This window comes from Pseudomonas sp. MCal1, assembly GCF_026341415.1.
Classification (GTDB): domain Bacteria; phylum Pseudomonadota; class Gammaproteobacteria; order Pseudomonadales; family Pseudomonadaceae; genus Aquipseudomonas.
In genome coordinates, this window is the sequence record NZ_JAKUMP010000020.1 from 34,847 (window position 1) to 55,766 (window position 20,920).

Here is a 20,920-nt window from a genome sequence, read left to right on the forward strand (position 1 = left end):
GACCGGACCATGCAAACTCGTGACGACATTTTCAACACCCTGCGCGATGCCCTGGTCGAGCTGTTCGAACTGGACCCGGCTCGCGTGAGCCTGGAATCCAACCTGTATCAGGATCTGGAAATCGACAGCATCGACGCCGTCGACCTGATCGATCACATCAAACGCCAGACCGGCAAGAAAATCGCCGCCGAGGAATTCAAGTCGGTGCGTACCGTCAGCGACGTGGTCGAGGCGGTCTACCGTCTGGTTCAACCGGCCGCATGAGCCGACTGATCGGCCTCGGCCTGCTGCTGGCGGGCCTGCTGTATCCCTTTGCGGTGTATTTCGGCATGGAGCATTTCGCGCCATGGCAGTTCGGCCTGCTGCTGGGCGGCCTGTGGCTGGCCCGGGCGCTGACCGGCGAACGCAAGCCCGGCAGTTTGTGGATGGCCTGCGTGGCGATCGTGTTCTGCCTGCTGCTGGCGGTGTTCGACAGCCCTTTGCTGTTGCGCTGGTACCCGGTGCTGATCAGCGGCTTCATGCTGGTGCTGTTCAGCCTGAGCCTGAAATACGGGCCGCCGATGGTCGAGCGTCTGGCGCGCCTGCGTGAGCCACAACTGCCGCCCAAGGCGATTCGTTACACCCGCCAGGTCACCGTGGCCTGGAGCGTGTTTTTCTTTTGCAACGGTTTGTGCGCCGCCCTGCTGACACTCTGGGCGCCGCTGAACTGGTGGATGTTGTACACCGGCCTGATCTCCTACGGATTGATCGGCCTGATGTTTGCCATTGAATGGCTGATACGACAAAGGGTAAGAGGTCGCCCATGAACTGGATAAAACTTGAGCAGCTGTTGCTCAAGGATCTGCCGCAGCGCGCAATCACCGTCGCGCCGGCACTCGATCACGCACACCTGCGCGAGCAAGCCCTGAGTCTGGCCGCCGGTCTGCAGGCCCGCGGCGTGAAGCGTCTGGCAGTGCATCTGGAAGATGCCGCCGAGCTTGCCATCGCCCTGCTCGGTGCCTGGCGCGCCGGCATCAGCGTGTTGCTGCCTTCGGATCTGCAAGCGCAGACCCGCCAGCGCTGGTCGAACGAAGTCGATCTGTGGCTCACCGATCAGGCCGATGACGCTCGCCTGAGCGATCTGCTGCAACCTCCTCTGCCCGCTGCCGAACTGGATCTCGACCAGTGCCGTCTGAGCCTGTGCACCTCCGGCTCCAGCGGCGAGCCCAAGCGCATCGACAAATCCCTGCGGCAACTGGCCAACGAAGTCGAAGCCCTTGAGCAACTGTGGGGCGCCGATCTGGGTGAGGCCTGCATCCTCGGCAGCGTCGCCACCCAACACATCTACGGCTTGCTGTTCCGCGTGCTGTGGCCGTTGTGCGCCGGGCGTCCGTTCCTGCGCAAGCAACTGGCCTTCCCGGAAGACCTGCAACGCGCCAGCCGCGAGCACCCGGCCTTTGCCTGGGTCGCCAGCCCGGCGCTCCTCAAGCGCATGGGCGACAACCTCGACTGGCCGGCCCTGAGCGTCGTGCGCCGGGTGTTTTCATCCGGTGGCGCACTGCCGGCAGACGCCGCGCAAAGCCTGCATCAACGTCTGGGACAATGGCCGACGGAAATCCTCGGCAGCTCGGAAACCGGCGGCATCGCCTGGCGTCAGGGCGAATCGTTGTGGCAGCCGTTTGCCGGCGTCGAGTTGAGTCAGGACAGCGACGGCGCCTTGCTGATCGCTTCGCCGTATCTGCCCGCCGGGCATGTCGAACACACCGCCGACGCGGCGCGCATTCAGGGCGATGGCCGCTTTGAATTGCTCGGACGGCTCGACCGGATCGTCAAACTCGAAGAAAAACGTATTTCCCTGCCAATGCTTGAACAGGCGCTGGTGGCTCACGACTGGGTCGCCGAAGCACGTCTGGGCGTGGTGCAGGAAAACCGTGCGTCCCTCGGCGCGCTGCTGGTGCTCAGCGAATCCGGCCTGTTTGCCCTGCGCGAACACGGTCGGCGCAGCCTGACCGAAACCCTGCGCCGTTATCTCGGCGACCATTGCGAAGCCCTGGCCCTGCCCCGCCGCTGGCGCCTGCTGCGACAACTGCCGCTGAACACTCAGGGCAAGTTGCCTCAGGCCGACGTCGAAGCCTTGCTGCTGGCGCCACGACCAAAGGCGCCGGAGATTCTGGAACAGGCCGAAACCGAGGGCGAATGGAACCTGCAATTAAGCGTTCCGCCGGACCTGGCCTACTTCAGCGGCCACTTCCCCAAGGCCCCGGTGCTGCCCGGCGTGGTGCAGGTCGAATGGGCGCTGAACCTGGGTCGGCAACTGCTGAACCTGCCCGGCACGTTCGCCGGCATGGAAGTGCTGAAATTCCAGCAACTGGTGCGCCCCGGCGATGAAATCCAGCTGCACCTGCGTTTCGACCCGGAGCGCGGCAAGTTGTATTTCGCCTACCGCAACGACACCGCCACCTGTTCCAGCGGGCGGATTCTGCTGGGGACTGGCGATGCATAACCCTTGCGCAGTGATCCCGGTCTACAACCACGAAACCGCCATCGGCACGGTGGTCGACGCCCTGCTCGCCGAAGGTCTGCCATGCATTCTGGTGGACGATGCCAGCAGCAAATCCTGCGCGGCGGTGCTGGACGCGCTGGCCGAGCGCGAGCGGGTTTATCTGGTGCGCCTCACCGCCAACCAGGGCAAGGGCGGCGCGGTCATGACCGGCCTGCGTGAAGCCGCGCGTCTGGGCTTCAGCCATGCCTTGCAGGTCGACGCCGATGGTCAGCACGACTTGCAGGATGTCGCGCGTTTCATCGAAGAGTCCCGCGCTCACCCCGAGTCGCTGGTCTGCGGCTATCCGCTGTATGACGCCAGCGTGCCCAAGGGCCGTTTGTATGCGCGTTACCTGACCCATGTGATGGTGTGGATCAACACCTTGTCGCTGCAGATTCGCGATTCGATGTGCGGCTTCCGGGTGTATCCGCTGGAACCGACGCTGGGCGTGATCGATTCGGCGCGGATCGGCAAGCGCATGGATTTCGACTCGGACATTCTGGTGCGCCTGGCGTGGCGCAATCAGCCGATGCGCTGGTTGCAGACCAGCGTGCATTACCCGCTGGACGGCGTGTCGCACTTTCGCCTGTTCCATGACAACGTGCTGATCTCGAGCATGCACACGCGCCTGTTCTTCGGCATGTTGCTGCGCCTGCCCGTGATCCTCTGGCGACGGTGGCGCCCATGACCGTCGAGACCGACAAGAAGCATTGGGCCGACCGCGAAGAGCGCGGCAGTTTCCTGCTGATGAAACTCACCGCGTTCGCCGCCAAAGTCCTTGGCCGACGCCTGCTGAGCCCGTTGCTGTACGGCATCGTTCTGTACTTTTTCCTGTTCGGCCGCACGGCGCGGCGCAGTGCCTGGCAGTATCAACAGCGCCTCGCTGACTGGAGCGGTCGCCGCGAACTGCGTCCGACCCGTTGGCGGGTGTTCCGCCAGTTCATGGCATTCGCCGATTCGCTGCTCGACAAGCTCGACGTGTGGAACGGCAAGCTGAAGATCGAGCAGATCGAAATCATCGACCCGGCGCTGCTGCGCAATCAGTTGCGCGGCAGTCGCGGGCAAATGCTGGTGGGCGCGCATCTGGGCAACCTCGAAGTGTGCCGGGCGCTGGCGGAGCTGGGCGAAAAGGTCACGATGAACGTGCTGGTGCACACCAAGCACGCCGAGCAATTCAATCGCCTGCTGGGCGAAGCCGGAGCGACCAATTTGCGGCTGATCCAGGTCAGCGAGCTGGACCCGGTGATCATGCTGCAACTGCACGAACGCCTGGAACGTGGCGAATGGCTGGCGATTGCCGGCGACCGCGTGCCGCTGCATGGCGGGCGCAGTGTGACCGTGGACTTTCTCGGCCATCGCGCGCCATTCCCGCAAGGGCCGTGGCTGCTGGCCGGCCTGCTGAAATGCCCGGTCAACCTGCTGATGTGCCTGAAACAGCCCGACGGCCACTATCGCCTGACCCTGGAGCCGTTCGCCGATGCCGTGGTGTGGTCACGCCGCGAGCGCGAACAGGTCATTCATCAGTGGGCCACCCGCTACGCCGAACGCCTGAGTCACTATTGCCTCGAAGCACCGTGCCAATGGTTCAACTTTTACCCATTCTGGAAAACCGATGACAACGCCAACTCCTGAGCCGGTCACCTTCGGCGAACGCCCTTTGCGCATCGAAGACGTGCTGGCCCTGGCCAACCGTCAGGCGCCCGTGCAGTTGCAGAGCGACGCGCCTTATCGCGAACGCATCGCCAAGGGCGCGCGGTTCCTCGATTCGCTGCTGGACAAGGAAGGCGTGATCTACGGCGTGACCACCGGTTACGGTGATTCCTGCGTGGTCGCGGTGCCGCTGCATCACGTCGAGGCGCTGCCGCGTCATCTCTACACGTTCCACGGTTGCGGGCTGGGTAAACTGCTCGACGCCCCGGCCACGCGCGCGGTACTGGCGGCGCGTTTGCAGTCGCTGTGCCACGGCGTGTCCGGGGTGCGCATCGAGTTGCTGGAACGCCTGCATGCGTTTCTTGAACACGACATTCTGCCGCTGATCCCCGAAGAAGGTTCGGTGGGCGCCAGCGGCGATCTGACGCCGCTGTCCTACGTTGCCGCGACCCTGTCCGGCGAGCGTGAAGTGATGTTTCGTGGCGAGCGCCGCCAGGCTGCCGACGTACACCGTGAACTGGGCTGGACGCCGCTGGTGCTGCGTCCGAAAGAAGCGCTGGCACTGATGAACGGCACCGCCGTGATGACCGGTCTCGCCTGCCTGGCTTACGCCCGCGCCGACTACCTGCTGCAACTGGCCACCCGAATCACCGCGCTGAACGTGGTGGCGCTGCAAGGCAATCCGGAACACTTCGACGAGCGCCTGTTCGCCGCCAAGCCGCATCCGGGCCAGATGCAGGTGGCCGCGTGGCTGCGCAAGGATCTGGCGATCGACGCGCCGACCGCGCCGCTGCACCGCTTGCAGGATCGCTACTCGCTGCGCTGCGCACCGCATGTACTAGGCGTATTGGCCGACAGCCTGAACTGGCTGCGCTCGTTCATCGAAACCGAACTCAACAGCGCCAACGACAACCCGATCATCGACGCCGAAGCCGAGCGCGTGCTGCACGGCGGGCACTTCTACGGCGGGCATATCGCGTTCGCCATGGACAGCCTGAAAAACCTCGTGGCCAACGTCGCCGACCTGCTCGACCGACAACTCGCGCTGCTGGTGGACGAGCGTTACAACCACGGTTTGCCGAGCAATCTGTCCGGCGCCAGCGCCGACCGCGCGATGCTCAACCACGGCTTCAAGGCTGTGCAGATCGGCGCCAGCGCCTGGACTGCCGAAGCGTTGAAAAACACCCTGCCGGCCAGCGTGTTCTCGCGCTCCACCGAATGCCACAACCAGGACAAGGTGAGCATGGGCACCATCGCCGCCCGCGACGCCATTCGTGTGCTGGAGCTGACCGAACAGGTCGCCGCCGCCACGCTGCTCGCCGCCAATCAAGGCGTGTGGCTGCGCGGTCGCGATGCAGACGCGCGTCCGCTGCCTCCGTCCCTGGCCGCGATGCACGAAGCGCTGGCCCAGGACTTCCCGCCAGTCATCGAAGACCGTGCCCTGGAAGGCGAACTGCGCCTGTGTCTGCAACGCATCGCCGAGCAACACTGGAGGCTGCATGCGTAGTGCCGGAGTGCTTCACGCCGATACAGAAATCCTCGTGCCGTTCTTTGACGTCGACACCATGCACGTCGTCTGGCACGGCCATTACGTGAAATACCTGGAAGTGGCGCGGTGCGCATTGCTCGACAAGATCGGCCACAACTACAACCAGATGGTCGACTCGGGCTACGCCTGGCCGGTGATCGACCTGCAATTGCGCTACGTGCGCGGCGCGGTGTTCGGTCAACGGCTGAACGTGCGCGCCAGCCTGGTGGAATGGGAAAACCGCCTGAAGATTCACTACCTGATCACCGACGCCGAGACCGGCGAACGCCTGACTCGCGCCAGCTCGGTGCAGGTTGCCGTCGAAGTCAGCAGCCGCGAGATGCAACTGGCGTCGCCGAAAGTCTTCACCGATGCCGTGGAAAGGATGCTGCGATGAATGTGTTGGTGAAATCCCTCGGAGCCCTGGCGCTGCTGACGCTGTCGTCGCTGGCCAACGCCTTCGACCTGCAACAGTTGAGCGAGCAGCTGGCGAAACCGGACGTGATCCACGGCCAGTTCACCCAGGAAAAGCACCTGCGCGCCCTGCCACAGCCGCTGATCAGCAAGGGCAGTTTCGTCCTCGCGAAAAACCATGGCCTGCTGTGGCTGTTGAAAACGCCGCTGCAGCAGGACTACCGCATCAGTGCCAAGGGCATCGCCCGACGTGATGCCAGCGGCTGGCAACAGCTGCCGAACAAGAGCGCCGGCGCCGAGCAGAACCGTTTGTTCCTCGCCGTGCTGCAAGGCGACAGCAGCGGCCTGCAACGGGATTTCGAACTGGCCCTGAGCGGCGACGCGCAGCAATGGCAACTGACCCTGAGCCCGCGTTCGGTGCTGCTCAAGCAGGTCTTCAATCAGATCAACATCAGCGGCGGCGCGTTGGTAAACACCATCGAACTGCTGGAAACCCAGGGCGACAGCACCGTGCTGCGCATGCAGGACAGCACCGCCGGCCAACCTCTGAGCGACGCGGAGCAACATGACTTTGCCGAGTGAACGCAGGCTGCCCTGGCTGTTCCTGATCCTGCTGCTGGCCGTCGTCGCACTGGGCGCCTGGCAATGGCGCGACGGCGCGCCGCTGTCGGCGAACCTGATGGAACTGGTGCCCGGCACCCACCCGGACGCCCTCGAAGTGCGCGCCGAACAACGCATGCAGGAGCCGCTCAACCGCGACATGCTGGTGCTGGTCGGTCACGCCGATCGTCAGCAAGCCGTCGCGATGGCCCAGACCCTGGGCGAGCAATGGCAGGCCAGCGGCCTGTTCGAAAAGGTCCAGTGGAACCTGCAAGCCGACCTGCCGGCCCTGCGCACGCAACTGCTGCAAGGGCGGCTGGCGATGCTTTCGGCGGATGACCGGCAACTTTTGACCAAACATCCCGACGCCTTCATCCAGCAACGGGTGCAGGCGCTGTTCGACCCGTTCACCGGATTCAGTCTGGTGCCGAGCCAGGACGACTGGCTGGGCCTGACCGGGCGCATCCAGAACAGCCAGCCGCAACATGGCGCGGTGCAACTGGACATCGGCAGCGGCGCGTTGATCGCCGATGCCGACGGCAAGAGCTGGGTGCTGCTGCGCGCACGCACCACCGGCAGCGCCTTCGACATGAATCAGCCGCTGCAAGTCGCCGCTCTGCTGCAACACAGCCGTGAGCTGGCAGCGAGCGCCAACGTGCAATTGCTGGCCGCCAGCGGCCTGCTTTACGCCGCCAACGGTCAGCAACAGGCGACCCGGGAAATGACCTGGGTCGGCGGTGGCGCCACCGTCGGCATCCTGTTGCTGTTGCTGCTCGCCTTCCGCCGCTGGCGGGTGCTGCTGGCGTTCATTCCGGTGCTGGTCGGCATGCTGTTCGGGGCTGTGGCCTGTGTTGCGCTGTTCGGGCACATGCATGTGATGACCCTGGTGCTTGGTTCCAGCCTGATCGGAGTGGCGGTGGATTACCCGCTGCACTATCTGTCCAAGAGCTGGAGCCTCAAGCCGTGGCGCAGTTGGCCGGCGCTGCGCCTGACCCTGTCCGGGCTGACGTTGAGCCTGATCACCAGCGCCATCGGTTATCTGGCGCTGGCCTGGACGCCTTTCCCGGCACTGACCCAGATCGCGGTGTTCTCCGCCGCCGGTTTGCTCGGCGCCTACCTGTCGGCGGTGTGCCTGTTGCCGGCGCTGCTGAAAAACGTCGAACTGCGCCCGGCGCAATGGCCGCTGCGGCTTGCCGAACGTCTGGTGCGACTGCGGGAAAATCTGCTCGAACACGTCAGGACTCCGGTGTTGCTGGCCCTGCTGATCGCCTTCTGCGTCGGTGGTCTGCTGCAACTGGAGAGCAAGAACGACATTCGCCAGTGGGTCGGTGCCCCGCAACGCCTGACCGATGAGGCGCAGACCATTGCGCGGATTACCGGTTATCAGCCGACCAGCCAGTTCTTCCTGGTGCGCGCCGCCGACCAGCAGCAATTGCTGGAGCGGCAAGCGGCTTTGAGCGAGCGGCTGGATCAACTGGTCAACCTCGACAAGTTGCAAGGTTATCTGGCGCTCAATCAACTGGTCAGCCCGCCGGCTCAGCAACAACAAGTTCGTGAAGCGCTGAACAAGTTGCCGCCGTTCTGGCAGCCGTTGCTGGAGGTCGGGGTGCCGCTGGCGGCGCTGCAGAACGAACTGCAACAGTTGCAGGCCCTGCCCGCCGAAGACATCGATGCCGCGCTGGCCGGCCCGCTCGGCGAGCCCTACCGCACGTTGTGGCTGGGACGGACCGAGGACGGCGTGGCGGCAATGGTCAGCCTGCAAGGCCTGAACAATCCGTCGCTGCTGCGGGTGCAGGCGCTGGACCTGCCGGGTGTGATGCTGGTGGACCGGCTCGGTGATCTGAACAAGGTATTCGCCCAGACCCAGATCAGCGCCGCTGAACTGAAACTCGCCTCCTGCGTGTTGATCGTGCTGGTGCTGATGCTGCCGTTCGGTCTCGGTGGCGCCCTGCGGATCGTCGCCCTGCCGCTGCTTGCTGCGCTGTGCAGCCTCGCCAGCCTGGGCTGGCTCGGCCAGCCGCTGACCCTGTTCAGCCTGTTCGGCCTGCTGCTGGTGACGGCGATCAGCGTCGACTACGCAATCCTCATGCGCGAGCAGGTCGGCGGCGCGGCCGTCAGCCTGCTCGGCACCTTGCTTGCGGCCGCCACCACCTGGCTGTCGTTCGGCCTGCTGGCGGTGTCGAGTACGCCAGCGGTGAGCAACTTCGGTCTGTCGGTGAGCCTCGGTCTGGCCTTCAGCTTCATGCTCGCGCCGTGGGCCGGGCGTCAGGCCCATGCGGTTGCCGTCACGGAGCGTTCAGCGTGATGGTGTGGATTTTCTGGCTGATGGCCCTGGCGCTGTTCTTCGTCGCCACCCGGGTCGGCCGGCATTTCGGGCTGATCCCGATCGTCAGTCAATTGCTGCTGGCCAGCTTCGGCCTGCCGCTGCTGATGTACTTCTGGATCGAACCGGGCTGGCAACTCAACGGCGCCGAACTGATTGCGCCGGGCTGGCTGAAAAACCTCTACAGCCTGAGCTTCGCCCTGTTGCTGGGGCACATCCTCAGCGACGTGATCGACCTGCGCCTGGACCGTCAGAGCGTGAAGATCGCCCTGCCGAGTTTCGCCGTGCCGTTCACCTGCGGCCTGGCGACGGCGTACTGGCTGTTGCCGACGCAGCCGTGGATCAACTCGCTGGCCATCGGCCTGGTGTTCGCCATCACCGCGATCCCGGTGCTTTACCTGTACCTGCGCCATATCGACTATCCGCCTGCCGCCACCCGGCGCCTGGTGCAGACCGCGATCCTGATCGACCTGACCTGCTGGACTCTGTTCGGCCTCGCTCAGGGCAGCCTGCACCTGAGCAGTCTGTTGTTGCCGCTGGGGCTGGCCTGCGTGCCGGTGCTGCTGCGGGTGTGCGGCATACGCCGGCCATTGACCTACAGCCTCGGTTTCTTTGCGCTGCTGGTGCTGGCCGAACACTACAAACTCAACGCGCTGATTTTCGGCATCGGCTATCTGTTGTGCATGGCCGCGCTCAAGGTGCCGCTGGTGTTGCCGCTGCCGGCGCACTGGATGAACCGCTTGCAGACGTGGGTCGCGATTCCGCTGATCCTCACTTTCGGCATCGTGCAGATCGATGTGCACAGCGCCCTCGCCAGCCTTGGCGCTGTGCAATGGGCAGCGCTCCTGCTGCTGCCGGTCGTTAGCAAAATCGTGGGCAACTGGCTCGGCCTCGGCTGGGCCGGCGCGTCGTTCGCGGGCGCCAGCCGCTGGCGCGAAAGCGTGCTGCTGAACATTCGCGGCTTGAGCGAAATCGTCTTTCTCAATCTGCTGTTGCAACAACAGCTCATCAGCCCGGCGCTGTACTTTGCGCTGATGCTGATGGGTCTGATCGCGACGCTGTTGCCGGCTTTCATCGGCCTGCACCGGGCGTCACTGAATCCTATTGCCGTACCCAGGAGCTCGCGTGCCAATCGTTGAAATGGAATCCCGTCAGGTCGTGATCATCGGCGCCGGCCCCTCCGGCGCCATCGCCGCCGCATTGCTCAAGCGCAAGGGGCACGACGTGCTGGTGATCGAGCGTCAGCATTTCCCGAGGTTCTCCATCGGTGAAAGCCTGCTCTGCCATTGCCTGGATTTCGTCGAAGAGGCCGGCATGCTCGAGGCGGTGAATGCCGCCGGGTTCCAGCGCAAGAACGGTGCGGCGTTTGCCTGGGGCGAGCGCTACAGCGCGTTTGATTTTGCTGACACCTTCACCGCCGGCAAGCCGACGACCCTGCAGGTGCAACGCGCCGACTTCGACAAGTTGCTGGCCGATCAGGCGGCGTTGCAGGGTGCGGAAATCCGCTACGGCGACGCGATTGTCAGCGTCGATTTCGAACGCCCGCGCCCGCAGCTGAATGTGCGTCGCGAGGACGGCAGCGAATACCGCGTCGAAGCCGATTTTGTCCTCGATGCCAGCGGCTACGGCCGCGTGCTGTCACGCCTGCTCGACCTGGAAGCGCCGTCGAATTTCCCGATTCGCCAGGCCGTATTCACCCACGTTGAAGACCATATCGATCATCCCGGTTTCGACCGGGAGAAAATCCTCATCACCATCCACCCGCAGCACCGCGATATCTGGTTCTGGTCGATCCCGTTCAGCAACGGTCGCTGCTCCGTCGGCGTGGTGGCGGCTGCCGAACATTTCGCAGGTCGCGATGCCGATCTCGACGGCTGCCTGCGCGGGTTCATCGCCGAAACCCCGAGCCTGGCCAAGGTGCTGAACAACGCCGTGTGGGATACACCGGCACGCACCCTCGGCGGCTATGCAGCCAACGTCAAAACCCTGCACGGCCCGGGCTTCGCGCTGCTGGGCAACGCGGCGGAATTTCTCGACCCGGTGTTCTCCTCCGGCGTGACCATTGCCATGCGTTCGGCAAGCATGGCCGCCGCTGTGCTGCACCGGCAGTTGCAGGGCGAAGCGGTGGACTGGCAACGGGAGTTCGCCGAGCCGCTGAAGCGCGGGGTCGACACCTTCCGCTGTTACGTCGAAGGCTGGTACGCCAGCACTTTCCAGGACGTGATTTTCCACGAGCAAGGCTCGCCGGAAATCCGCCGCATGATCTGCTCGATCCTCGCCGGTTACGCCTGGGACGAACGCAACCCGTTCGTCAGTGAAGCGCGCCGTCGGTTGAAGACGATCTCCGAACTCTGTGCAAGGGACGACACATGAATTACTTGAGCGACAACTACGTCGAGGAAACCCGTTTCGGCTTCTGGTTCCTGCGCAGCCACACCTGGCAACACCATGTGCTGCGCGTGGCGATCAACGATCTGCGCGGGCTGTTCAGCGAATCGTTGCCAGCCAACCCGGTGCTGCTGGATGCCGGTTGCGGCCAGGGCAAGTCGTTCGGCCACCTGCGCCAGACCTTCGCGCCACAGCGCCTGATCGGCGTCGATGCCGATCCGCACAGCCTTGAACTGAGCGCTGCCGAGGCCGCACGTCAGGGCTTCGACGTCGAGCTGATCGGCAGCGACTGCGCGACGCTCAATGTGCCGGACGCCAGCGTCGACCTGCTGTTCTGTCACCAGACCTTCCATCATCTGGTCGAGCAGGAAAAAGCCCTCGCCGAGTTCTATCGAGTGCTCAAGCCGGGCGGTTATCTGCTGTTCGCCGAGTCCACCGAGGCTTACATTGATACGTGGGTGATTCGCTGGCTGTTCCGCCATCCGATGCACGTACAAAAGAGTGCGGCGCAGTACCTGGAGATGATTCGCCAGCAGGGTTTCGAGTTCGGCGAACAGAACGTTTCGTACCCGTATCTGTGGTGGAGCCGGTCGAAGGATTTCGGTTTGCTCGAACGTTTTGGCCTGCGCCAGCCCAAGCCCTTTGGCCAACGGGAAGAAACCCTGGTCAACGTGGTGGCCCGCAAACCGCTGCAAGGTGATAACTGATGCCACACATCGCATGTGGGAGCGAGCTTGCTCGCGAAAACGGTATTTCAGACACCAGAAAGGTTGAATGTGAGATCGCATTCGCGAGCAAGCTCGCTCCCACAGTGTCCGATGTATGCCGTTTTTTTGTGCTCGTCGTTGTACTGTTCTTGAGTGCCTGCGCCAGTCGGGCGCCGCTGCCGGTTGGCAACCCGAACCTGGCGCTGCCGATGCAATTGCATATCGAGCGGCATCTGGCCGGGCAACAGCAAGACTGGTTGCTGGTGATCCAGCGCGAAGGCCCCGGCATCCGCTGGTCGATGATGGATCCACTGGGCATTCCCCAGGCGCGTCAGCAGTTGATCGACGGGCACTGGCAGGCTGACGGCCTGCTGCCGCCCAACCCGGAAGCCCGGGAACTGTTCGCCGCGCTGCTGTTCGCCCTGACCCCATCGGGCGAACTGTCGCGCAACTACCCCGACGCGCAGCAACAGGGCGGCCAACGTTCCCTGCCGGCGCGCTGGGACATCCGTTACACCCAACCCTTGAGCTTCGAATTGAATCTGCCCCAAGGCCCGCACTATCGCGTAACGCCACTCGGTGAACCGACGTCATGACCGCCTACCTCAATGCCCTCGGCGTGATCTGCGCCCTGGGGCGCGACAAGCAAGCCGTGGCACGCAACCTGTTTGCCGGCGACTGCTCGGGCATGCGCCGCGAGTCCGGCTGGGTGCCGGAGCGCGAGCTGCCGGTGGCCGCTGTGCACGGCGATCTGGCGCCGATTCCAGATGCCTTGGCCGACCAGCGCAGCCGCAACAACCAACTGTTGCTGGAAGCCGCGTTGCAGATTCGCGATGACATCGAGCAGGCGATCCAGACTTACGGTCGTGATCGCATCGGCGTGGTGCTTGGCACCAGCACTTCGGGTATCGACGAGGCCAGTCGCGGCTTGGCGCACTACATTCGGGACCACCAGTTCCCGGCCGATTACGACTACCGGCAACAGGAACTCGGCGCTCCGGCGAATTTCCTCGCCGACTGGCTGCAACTGAGCGGCCCGACCTATGTGATTTCAACTGCCTGCACCTCCAGCGCACGCGCACTGATGAGCGCCCGGCGCCTGCTTGATCTGGGCCTGTGCGACGCAGTGCTGTGCGGCGGTGTCGACAGCCTGTGCAAGCTGACCCTCAATGGTTTCAGTGCGCTGGAAGCCGTGTCGGACGAGCGCTGCAATCCGTTTTCCGCCAACCGAAACGGCATCAACATCGGCGAAGCGGCGGTGCTGTTCGTGATGAGCAAAGAACGCGGCGCAGGGCCGGGCATCGCCCTGCTCGGCGCTGGCGCCAGCTCCGACGCGCACCACATTTCCGCGCCGGAGCCGACCGGCCGTGGCGCGCGGCAATCGATGCAGAAAGCCCTCGATCAGGCCCAACTGCAAGCCGGCGATATCAGCTACCTGAACCTGCACGGCACCGCGACTCAACACAACGACGCCATGGAAAGCCTGGCCGTCGCCGCGCTGTTTGTCGACGGCGTGCCGTGTTCCTCGACCAAACCGATGACCGGCCACACTCTCGGTGCCGCCGGCGCACTGGAAGCGGCGTTCTGCTGGTTGAGCCTGAGTGCCGACAATCCCGACCACGCCTTGCCGCCGCACATCTGGGACGGCCAGGCCGACCCGGCACTGCCAGCGTTGAAGTGGGTGACCGCAAGCGAACGCCTGGCGTCCACTGCACCCCGCCACCTGATGAGCAATTCGTTTGCCTTCGGTGGCAATAACGTCAGCCTGATTATCGGAGACGCCCCATGACCCACTGGCCGCTCGCCGAACTGCTGCCCCACGCTGGCGACATGATCCTGATCGACCGGATCCTGAGCTTTGACGACGAACAGATCCACACCACCCTCACCGTCCGGCCCGGCGGCCTGTTCAGCCTGCCCGACGGCAGCCTGCCGGCCTGGGTCGGCGTCGAGCTGATGGCGCAAAGCGTCGCCGCGTTCGCCGGCTGCCATGCACGACAGAAAGGCAATCCGGTGGAGCTGGGTTTTCTGCTCGGCACACGCAAGTTCGAATGCAATGTCGCGGCCTTTCCGGTCGGCAGCGAACTGACCATCCATGGCCTGCGCTCGCTGGAAGACGACAACGGCATGGGGGTATTCGAATGCCATATCAACGCGCCCGGCATCGAGGCCAGCGCCCGGCTGAACGTGTTCCGCCCGCCGCAGGCGGCGGACTATCTGGAACAAACCCGCAACGAAACCAACAAGGAGTCGAACGATGACTGAATCAATACTGGTCACCGGCTCCAGCCGTGGCATCGGCCGCGCCATCGCCCTGCGTCTGGCCAGCGCCGGCCACGATATCGTCCTGCATTGCCGCAGCGGCGTGAGCGAAGCGCAAGCGGTGAAAGCCGAAGTCGAAGCGCTCGGCCGCAACGCGCGCATCCTGCAATTCGACGTGGCTGACCGCGAAAGCTGCAAAACCATCCTCGAAGCCGATGTTGAAGCCCACGGCGCCTATTACGGCGTGGTGCTCAACGCCGGCCTGACCCGCGACGGCGCCTTTCCGGCCCTGAGCGACGACGACTGGGACGTGGTGCTGCGTACCAACCTCGACGGCTTCTACAACGTCCTGCACCCGGTGATGATGCCGATGATCCGCCGCCGCGCCGCTGGTCGCATCGTTTGCATCACCTCGGTTTCGGGACTGATCGGCAATCGCGGCCAGGTCAATTACAGCGCCTCGAAGGCCGGCGTGATCGGCGCCGCGAAAGCCTTGGCGATCGAACTGGCCAAGCGCAAGATCACGGTCAACTGCGTTGCGCCGGGCCTGATCGATACGGCGATGCTCGATGAAAACGTGCCGGTGGAAGAGCTGATGAAAATGATCCCCGCACAACGCATGGGCACGCCTGAAGAGGTGGCCGGTGCGGTGAATTTCCTGATGTCGGCGGAAGCGTCGTACATCACCCGCCAGGTGCTGGCGGTCAACGGAGGCTTGTGCTGATGAAGCGCGTTGTCGTCACCGGCATGGCCGGCATTACCTCGCTGGGCAGCGACTGGGACACCATCGCCGGCAATTTCGCCGCCAACCGCAGCGGCATCCGCCGGATGGACGAGTGGGATCGTTTCAGCGAGCTCAACACGCGCCTGGCCGGGCCCATCGATGATTTCCAGGTCCCGGCGCACTGGACCCGCAAGCAACTGCGCAGCATGGGCCGGGTTTCACGCCTGGCCGTCTGCGCCGCGGAAAAAGCGCTGGCCGATGCCGGCCTGCTTGGCGACGAGTCGATCAAGGACGGGCGCATGGGCGTGGCCTGTGGTTCGTCCACCGGCAGCACCGACGAAATCAAGGCGTTCGGCAACATGCTGCTCAACTCGGTGGCCGAAGGCCTTAATGCCAACTCCTATGTGCGGATGATGCCGCACACCACGGCGGCGAACATCAGCATCTTCTTCGGCCTCACCGGCCGTTTGATCCCGACCTCCAGCGCCTGCACCAGTGGCAGCCAGGGTATCGGCTACGCCTACGAGGCGATCAAGTTCGGACGTCTGCCGCTGATGCTCGCCGGTGGCGCCGAAGAACTGTGCCCGACCGAAGCCATGGTGTTCGACGCGCTGTACGCCACCAGCCTGAAAAACGATGCACCGCACACCTCGCCACGCCCGTACGACAAGGGCCGCGACGGTCTGGTGATCGGTGAAGGCGGCGGCATGCTGGTGCTTGAAGAGCTGGAGCACGCCCTTGCACGCGGAGCACGCATTCACGCCGAAATCGTCGGCTTCGGCAGCAACGCCGACGGCCAGCACACCACCCGCCCCGAACAAGTCACCATGCGCCGGGCGATGGAACTGGCGCTGGAAGACGCAGGCCTTGCGCCGGACGTCATCGGCTACGTCAATGGCCACGGAACTGCCACCGAACAGGGCGATGTCGCTGAGACCCTGGCCACCAGTGCCCTGTTCGGCGAACGCATGCCGATCAGTTCGCAAAAGAGCTTCCTGGGCCATACCCTCGGCGCCTGCGGGGCACTGGAGTCGTGGTTCAGCATCGAGATGCTCAACCGTGACCTGTACGTGCACACGCTCAACCTCGATGAGGTCGATCCGCACTGCGGCAAGCTTGATTACCTGCGCGGCGAGTTCCGCCAGATGAGCCACGAATACGTGATGAACAACAATTTCGCTTTTGGTGGCGTCAACACTTCGTTGATTTTCCGCCGCTGGCACTGACCGCAACATTTCTGGAGTGAAGGGAATGACTCAGTTTCACCGCATCGCCGCCATCCTGGCCCTGGCTTTCGTACTCGGTGGTTGCACCAGCAAACCGGTGTACAACGCCAAGGAAGAGTTTTCCAGCAACCTGGGCTTCACCGACGCGCAGATGAGCCGTGCCATTGTCACGGCGCTGAATGACCGCCAGTGGGTCGTGCAATCGGTACGTCCGGGCATGATCAAAGCCGCCATCACTGTGCGCGGCCGCCATCACGCCGAAGTCGACATTCCGTTCAGCGCGACTTCGTTCGAGATCGACTACCGCAGCAGCTACGGCCTGGACGCCAAGGACGGCAAGATCCACGGTAACTACAATCGCTGGGTCAATCGTCTGCGTGACAACGTACTCAAAGAGCTGTCGATCAACCCGGACATCGAAGCCGTCAATAACCTGGGCATCATCAAGCAAGGCGCCGATGAGCCGACTTACCTGAGCTTCCGTGAAGGCGTCAAACGCGCTACCGACGCCGGCCTGCTCGACGGCAGCGTGAAGTTCTACCTGGCCGGCGAAGTGCTGCCCAACCAGGTGCGCAAACTCGACACCGTCAGCAGTAGCCGCAAGACCAACGGTTCGAACAAATCCGACGCCGACGCCTGCTTCTGGGCGCTGCAATCGGCCCTCGCGACCTTGCAGGCAGCGGCGAAGAAAGCCGATGCGAATGCGGTAATCAACATCGCCAGCGTCGACCAGCGCGACCTGTACAAAGACACCGAAAAATTCCAGTGCCGCGCCGGGCTGGTGGTGTCGAGTGTGGCGTTGCGCGGGGATCTGGCGCACGTGGATTGATTGAGCCGTCGGAAACGACAAAGGGCGCCATTCGGCGCCCTTTTTTCCATCTATTGCACAAAAAACTGCACACAAGGAAAGCTCAGCGTTTCTATTCGGAAAAGTCCCACATTCAGCGCATTTTCTACTCTGTAAGGTCAGTGGTGCCGCGATCAAGCGGCACACCTCAAGGACGAAAAAATGCGTAAAAAAGCGGTAATCGTTTTCAGCGGCGGGCAGGATTCCACGACTTGTTTGATCCATGCCTTGTCAAAGTACGACGAGATTCACTGCGTCACGTTTGATTACGGACAACGCCATCGCGAAGAAATCGAAGTCGCGCGGCAGCTCGCAAAGGAGCTGGGGGTTACCGAACATAACGTGCTCGATTTAAAACTATTGAACGATCTGAGCGTCAGCAGTCTGACGCGTGAAAACATCCCCGTACCAACCGCAAGTGCATCCGACAGTAAACTTCCGAACACATTTGTTGCGGGAAGAAATATTGTGTTTTTAACCTTGGCCTCGATTTATGCATATCAAGTACAGGCTCAGACTTTGATATCGGGTATCGGTGAAACGGAATACGCCGGATATCCGGATTGCCGCGATGAGTTTGTCAAACATTTAAATAAAGCGATAAACCTTGGCATGGAGTATGAAATACAACTAGAAACCCCACTGATGTGGCTAACTAAACCCGAAACCTGGGCGCTAGCTGATTATCACGGCAAATTGGAAATGGTCCGTCAACATACGCTTTCCTGCTATAACGGAATCAGAGGGAGTGGTTGTGGTGACTGCAACGCTTGTAATCTTCGATCGAAGGGGCTAAGCGATTACCTTCAGAACAAGAAAAAATTCACAAATAGCTTGAAATATAGATTGCAGATAGAGTGAGCCAACACATAGGGGCGCAAAACAGCATTAGACCGTGCCGCCCCTATCCTTATGTCAACGACCTTCAATAACAAACTTCCGAAAAAAAGACCTTGCACCATACGCAGGTAAAATATTGAAGAATGCGAAAAACATCTTTATAGATATCTGCACACAAACAATAGAAAAAATCTCGCTATTTTTCATCACACCGTAAAATGCAATATAACAAAACAGAATACTATCGATCACCACGGCAAAAACAGTACTCAACAATACACGCAGAAACAAATATCTTGAACTTGTCAGCTCCTTAATTTTGCACAACAAATAGGAATTTACATACTCAGAAAAAAGAAATGCAACAGACGACGCTACCAGTGCAGATGCGACATGACCTATAACACCATTGTAATGCTCGTCTAACCCCCAACCAGAAACTCCCGGAAGACGAGTAGAGACACTCAGCAAAACGACTATGAGCGCATTGCTTGAAAGGACAAACAGTATCGCCTTCCTCGCCAACCTCAAACCGTAGAATTCATTCAACAAATCAACTATCAGAAACGTCAAAGGATAGAGAAAGACGCCTGGAGTTACAACCACATCAAACCATTCCAAATATATTAATTTTGTCGCAGACACGTTGGTAAACACATATAGCGCGAACAACATTAAATTTAGGGAAACATAAAACATCCAAGAGCGTTCGTGTCGATCACTGACCTCGTAAACGCTCAATGCAACGCCTTGAGAATAGAATTTCTTGTAAATCTCCTTCGTCTCTGCCTTGCTTAAGTCTTCAACTATCTCACTAGCCAACAAATCGCTTAGCTTAATTTTGAAAACTTTCCCCGTTGAAATCACCATAACAATGGCAAGGCTTTTCGCATTTTCAAAACCCAATAATTTATACTTAGTATTTTCGATACATCCGCTACTTAGCATTATACCTCTCCTCCACTATGTCTCCCACGACGTAAATTCCATCCATCAACAAAAAAGACTTATTAACTATGCATAGTTTTTTTGTTGCTTCGTCATACACCAGTCTCTCCATTCCACTAGTCGAGGCACCTCTTTTGACTATCAATATATCCCCAACCTTATTTAAACCCTCAATTTCCCTCTCCAACTGAACACCAATTAAGTTACAAGCAACGCCAAAATAGTAAGTCAACGGACAAGTCGCAGAGAGTTCACCTATCCTTTTATCAAGACTCTGCATCAAAACACTTTCTTTAATGATTGGAACCGCAGCCGGATTCATATTCCCTTGCGGAGATACACTATTTTCAATCATCTCCCTCTCTTCAAAAGACACAGTTTCAATTTCCAAATACGAAACACCAAAAAAATTAGAAATCTTCCGTATTGTAGATTGTTGTACATTAACCACCCTCCCTTCGAGAATGTTATATATCGTGGTTCTGGTCAAACCGCTGGCGCTGCATAAAGACTGCTGGGTTTCCCCACGGCTTTTTATTAGATATCTAAGATTGCTCTTTAAGTTTTCCACTTTTTCTTTTCTGTGCACTAAACATCCCCCACAGGTAACTTACAAAACCCGCCACCACGCTCAGCAAAGCTCAGCAAAGCTCAGCAAAGCTCAGCAAAGCTCAGCAAAGCTCAGCAAAGCTCAGCAAAGCTCAGGATCGTATACGCCGATGTTTTACGCAAAAAACAAAAAATTAAACAGGCTGGGAAAATGTTAATTTATATTTCGCGCCAGGACACCAGACTAAAGCCAGAAAGCTCCCACCCTCATGGCTGATTTTTCTTACAGTTTGAGTCTACAACTTACCCCAACATAAAATTCAACCGCGCCAACTTTATACACTTAGACAACTCCTCCAACTCCCACTTATAGCAACAATTAATCATTTAATTAACCAAGCGTTCACTCACCTGGTTAACATATTAAATTTTTTTACTATTGTCTTTACCATTGTAGAAATTCGGGTTACTCATAATCCACGCCCCCAAAGTGGGATTAATTATTTATAACTCCTCAACTTGCAGGGAGCACCACGGTGAAAATAAAAAACACTGACAGTCCGCACGCTCAAGATTCGACATCTCGGGAGACTCTTGACTCGTTAAAACCACCCACAACTACTTTTACCCCCATCCGCGATCACTCTCGGAATCGAGAGCCAGTCAGCCACATTTTCACAATCCTTCCGGAGGTCGACACTGAGTCATTGCTTTGCCATGCGTCCGAAAACCTCGCTTCGCTCAATATCATGGCTACGAATCTCGCGGGCGAGGTGGAAGGGCCGCAGCGGAACGTAACGTTGGCTATTCAGCAGCTCACCGTCCTGAGCGAGTTGCTGGTGAATCGGGCGCTGGACAACCTGGATCCTCCTTGAAAAAGAGCCTGCAAACTCACTGAACACTGACTACCGAGTATCCGCACCTATTACCTAATGGAGTTCTTCTGTCATGGATCGATACAGGCCTATCACCGGAATTGACTGCGAAATACCTTCACTCCTGATCGACACTCAAGCACCACTGGACGTACTTCACGAAATAGCCGCCTATCGCATACGCACTGCGACACAGTTTCTTGAAAATCTGGCGTTCAGCGAGGGCATTTACAGTGAGTTGGCGAAGGTATTGGTCACATCGTTGCGCGATGGTTGTGACTTGTTGGATGTGATCGGGCGCAGATTGCAGGATGAGACTTCGACTCAGGAGGTAATGCAATCAAACCTTTGAAAATGACAAAGGGCGCCTTTCGGCGCCCTTTCACAAACAGGTTGGCTTGTCATCGCCTGTCACCTGTCTGGCTCTGCGATGGCTGGTTGCCCAGGATCCTCAGAGTCTCACAAGCCCCTTTCGGGAACGCCGGCAGTATTGCCTGAAACCTCATGTCGAGCAACGG

At 60.5% G+C, this 20,920-nt stretch carries 23 protein-coding genes; 21 read left to right on the forward strand and 2 right to left on the reverse strand.

The window, feature by feature from the left end; genetic code table 11:
- The first annotated feature begins 9 nt into the window (after positions 1-9).
- From MKZ87_RS26845 to queC, 19 genes are all read left to right on the forward strand, one after another.
- Positions 10-264 (forward strand): acyl carrier protein, encoded by a 255-nt coding sequence (locus tag MKZ87_RS26845; protein WP_007947135.1) that lies wholly within the window; start codon positions 10-12, stop codon positions 262-264.
- Positions 261-806 carry a hypothetical protein gene (locus MKZ87_RS26850; RefSeq protein ID WP_007952346.1) on the forward strand — a complete coding sequence of 182 codons (546 nt, stop codon included), beginning with the start codon at positions 261-263 and terminating at the stop codon, positions 804-806. Before MKZ87_RS26845 ends, MKZ87_RS26850 begins: the two co-directional genes overlap by 4 nt.
- A complete protein-coding gene (locus MKZ87_RS26855) occupies positions 803-2,482 on the forward strand; it encodes an acyl-CoA synthetase family protein (RefSeq protein WP_227234203.1) in 1,680 nt (559 codons plus the stop codon). Before MKZ87_RS26850 ends, MKZ87_RS26855 begins: the two co-directional genes overlap by 4 nt.
- Positions 2,475-3,209 carry a glycosyltransferase family 2 protein gene (locus MKZ87_RS26860; RefSeq protein ID WP_266202163.1) on the forward strand — a complete coding sequence of 245 codons (735 nt, stop codon included), beginning with the start codon at positions 2,475-2,477 and terminating at the stop codon, positions 3,207-3,209. The genes MKZ87_RS26855 and MKZ87_RS26860 overlap by 8 nt, the downstream gene beginning before the upstream one ends.
- Positions 3,206-4,153, forward strand: coding sequence for a glycosyl transferase (locus MKZ87_RS26865; RefSeq protein ID WP_085701091.1), 948 nt, complete (start codon positions 3,206-3,208; stop codon positions 4,151-4,153). The genes MKZ87_RS26860 and MKZ87_RS26865 overlap by 4 nt, the downstream gene beginning before the upstream one ends.
- The gene (locus MKZ87_RS26870; RefSeq protein ID WP_085704979.1) at positions 4,134-5,678 is read left to right on the forward strand and encodes an HAL/PAL/TAL family ammonia-lyase; all 1,545 of its coding nucleotides are present in this window, start codon (positions 4,134-4,136) and stop codon (positions 5,676-5,678) included. The genes MKZ87_RS26865 and MKZ87_RS26870 overlap by 20 nt, the downstream gene beginning before the upstream one ends.
- Positions 5,671-6,096 carry an acyl-CoA thioesterase gene (locus MKZ87_RS26875; protein WP_085685400.1) on the forward strand — a complete coding sequence of 142 codons (426 nt, stop codon included), beginning with the start codon at positions 5,671-5,673 and terminating at the stop codon, positions 6,094-6,096. The genes MKZ87_RS26870 and MKZ87_RS26875 overlap by 8 nt, the downstream gene beginning before the upstream one ends.
- On the forward strand, positions 6,093-6,695 hold the full coding sequence (locus MKZ87_RS26880; RefSeq protein WP_085701093.1) for an outer membrane lipoprotein carrier protein LolA: 603 nt from the start codon (positions 6,093-6,095) through the stop codon (positions 6,693-6,695). The genes MKZ87_RS26875 and MKZ87_RS26880 overlap by 4 nt, the downstream gene beginning before the upstream one ends.
- Positions 6,679-9,018, forward strand: a complete 2,340-nt coding sequence (locus MKZ87_RS26885) for an MMPL family transporter (RefSeq protein ID WP_085704977.1) — start codon at positions 6,679-6,681, stop codon at positions 9,016-9,018. Before MKZ87_RS26880 ends, MKZ87_RS26885 begins: the two co-directional genes overlap by 17 nt.
- Entirely contained in the window at positions 9,015-10,175 is a 1,161-nt protein-coding gene (locus MKZ87_RS26890; protein ID WP_085704975.1) for a sodium:proton antiporter, read from the forward strand. The genes MKZ87_RS26885 and MKZ87_RS26890 overlap by 4 nt, the downstream gene beginning before the upstream one ends.
- Positions 10,162-11,409: an NAD(P)/FAD-dependent oxidoreductase gene (locus tag MKZ87_RS26895; RefSeq protein WP_085704973.1), complete on the forward strand. Its 1,248-nt coding sequence runs from the start codon at positions 10,162-10,164 to the stop codon at positions 11,407-11,409. Before MKZ87_RS26890 ends, MKZ87_RS26895 begins: the two co-directional genes overlap by 14 nt.
- On the forward strand, positions 11,406-12,131 hold the full coding sequence (locus tag MKZ87_RS26900; RefSeq protein WP_085704971.1) for a class I SAM-dependent methyltransferase: 726 nt from the start codon (positions 11,406-11,408) through the stop codon (positions 12,129-12,131). Before MKZ87_RS26895 ends, MKZ87_RS26900 begins: the two co-directional genes overlap by 4 nt.
- On the forward strand, positions 12,131-12,727 hold the full coding sequence (locus MKZ87_RS26905) for a hypothetical protein (RefSeq protein ID WP_176247775.1): 597 nt from the start codon (positions 12,131-12,133) through the stop codon (positions 12,725-12,727). The genes MKZ87_RS26900 and MKZ87_RS26905 overlap by 1 nt, the downstream gene beginning before the upstream one ends.
- Positions 12,724-13,920 (forward strand): beta-ketoacyl-[acyl-carrier-protein] synthase family protein, encoded by a 1,197-nt coding sequence (locus tag MKZ87_RS26910; RefSeq protein ID WP_266202164.1) that lies wholly within the window; start codon positions 12,724-12,726, stop codon positions 13,918-13,920. Before MKZ87_RS26905 ends, MKZ87_RS26910 begins: the two co-directional genes overlap by 4 nt.
- Positions 13,917-14,396, forward strand: coding sequence for a hotdog family protein (locus MKZ87_RS26915; RefSeq protein ID WP_085704967.1), 480 nt, complete (start codon positions 13,917-13,919; stop codon positions 14,394-14,396). Before MKZ87_RS26910 ends, MKZ87_RS26915 begins: the two co-directional genes overlap by 4 nt.
- A complete protein-coding gene (locus MKZ87_RS26920; RefSeq protein ID WP_085701100.1) occupies positions 14,389-15,117 on the forward strand; it encodes a 3-ketoacyl-ACP reductase FabG2 in 729 nt (242 codons plus the stop codon). Before MKZ87_RS26915 ends, MKZ87_RS26920 begins: the two co-directional genes overlap by 8 nt.
- Positions 15,117-16,343 (forward strand): beta-ketoacyl-ACP synthase, encoded by a 1,227-nt coding sequence (locus MKZ87_RS26925; protein ID WP_266202165.1) that lies wholly within the window; start codon positions 15,117-15,119, stop codon positions 16,341-16,343. The genes MKZ87_RS26920 and MKZ87_RS26925 overlap by 1 nt, the downstream gene beginning before the upstream one ends.
- Before the next feature lie 25 nt (positions 16,344-16,368).
- Positions 16,369-17,172 (forward strand): hypothetical protein, encoded by an 804-nt coding sequence (locus tag MKZ87_RS26930; RefSeq protein WP_085704961.1) that lies wholly within the window; start codon positions 16,369-16,371, stop codon positions 17,170-17,172.
- Between the two features lie 180 nt (positions 17,173-17,352).
- Positions 17,353-18,051 carry a 7-cyano-7-deazaguanine synthase QueC gene (queC, locus tag MKZ87_RS26935; protein ID WP_266202166.1) on the forward strand — a complete coding sequence of 233 codons (699 nt, stop codon included), beginning with the start codon at positions 17,353-17,355 and terminating at the stop codon, positions 18,049-18,051.
- 54 nt (positions 18,052-18,105) lie between these two features.
- Here queC and MKZ87_RS26940 read toward each other — a convergent pair whose 3' ends face one another.
- Together MKZ87_RS26940 and MKZ87_RS26945 are read right to left on the reverse strand one after the other, a co-directional pair.
- Positions 18,106-18,978, reverse strand: coding sequence for a queuosine precursor transporter (locus MKZ87_RS26940; protein ID WP_266202167.1), 873 nt, complete (start codon positions 18,976-18,978; stop codon positions 18,106-18,108).
- Complete coding sequence (locus MKZ87_RS26945; RefSeq protein ID WP_266202168.1) at positions 18,968-19,567, reverse strand: helix-turn-helix domain-containing protein; 600 nt, start codon at positions 19,565-19,567, stop codon at positions 18,968-18,970. The genes MKZ87_RS26940 and MKZ87_RS26945 overlap by 11 nt, the downstream gene beginning before the upstream one ends.
- Positions 19,568-20,063: 496 nt before the next feature.
- On the opposite strand from MKZ87_RS26945, the gene MKZ87_RS26950 reads away from it, so the two are divergent.
- Positions 20,064-20,402 carry a DUF6124 family protein gene (locus MKZ87_RS26950; RefSeq protein WP_266202169.1) on the forward strand — a complete coding sequence of 113 codons (339 nt, stop codon included), beginning with the start codon at positions 20,064-20,066 and terminating at the stop codon, positions 20,400-20,402.
- Positions 20,403-20,475: 73 nt separating this feature from the next.
- Positions 20,476-20,754 carry a hypothetical protein gene (locus MKZ87_RS26955; protein WP_085704954.1) on the forward strand — a complete coding sequence of 93 codons (279 nt, stop codon included), beginning with the start codon at positions 20,476-20,478 and terminating at the stop codon, positions 20,752-20,754.
- Positions 20,755-20,920: the final 166 nt, after the last annotated feature.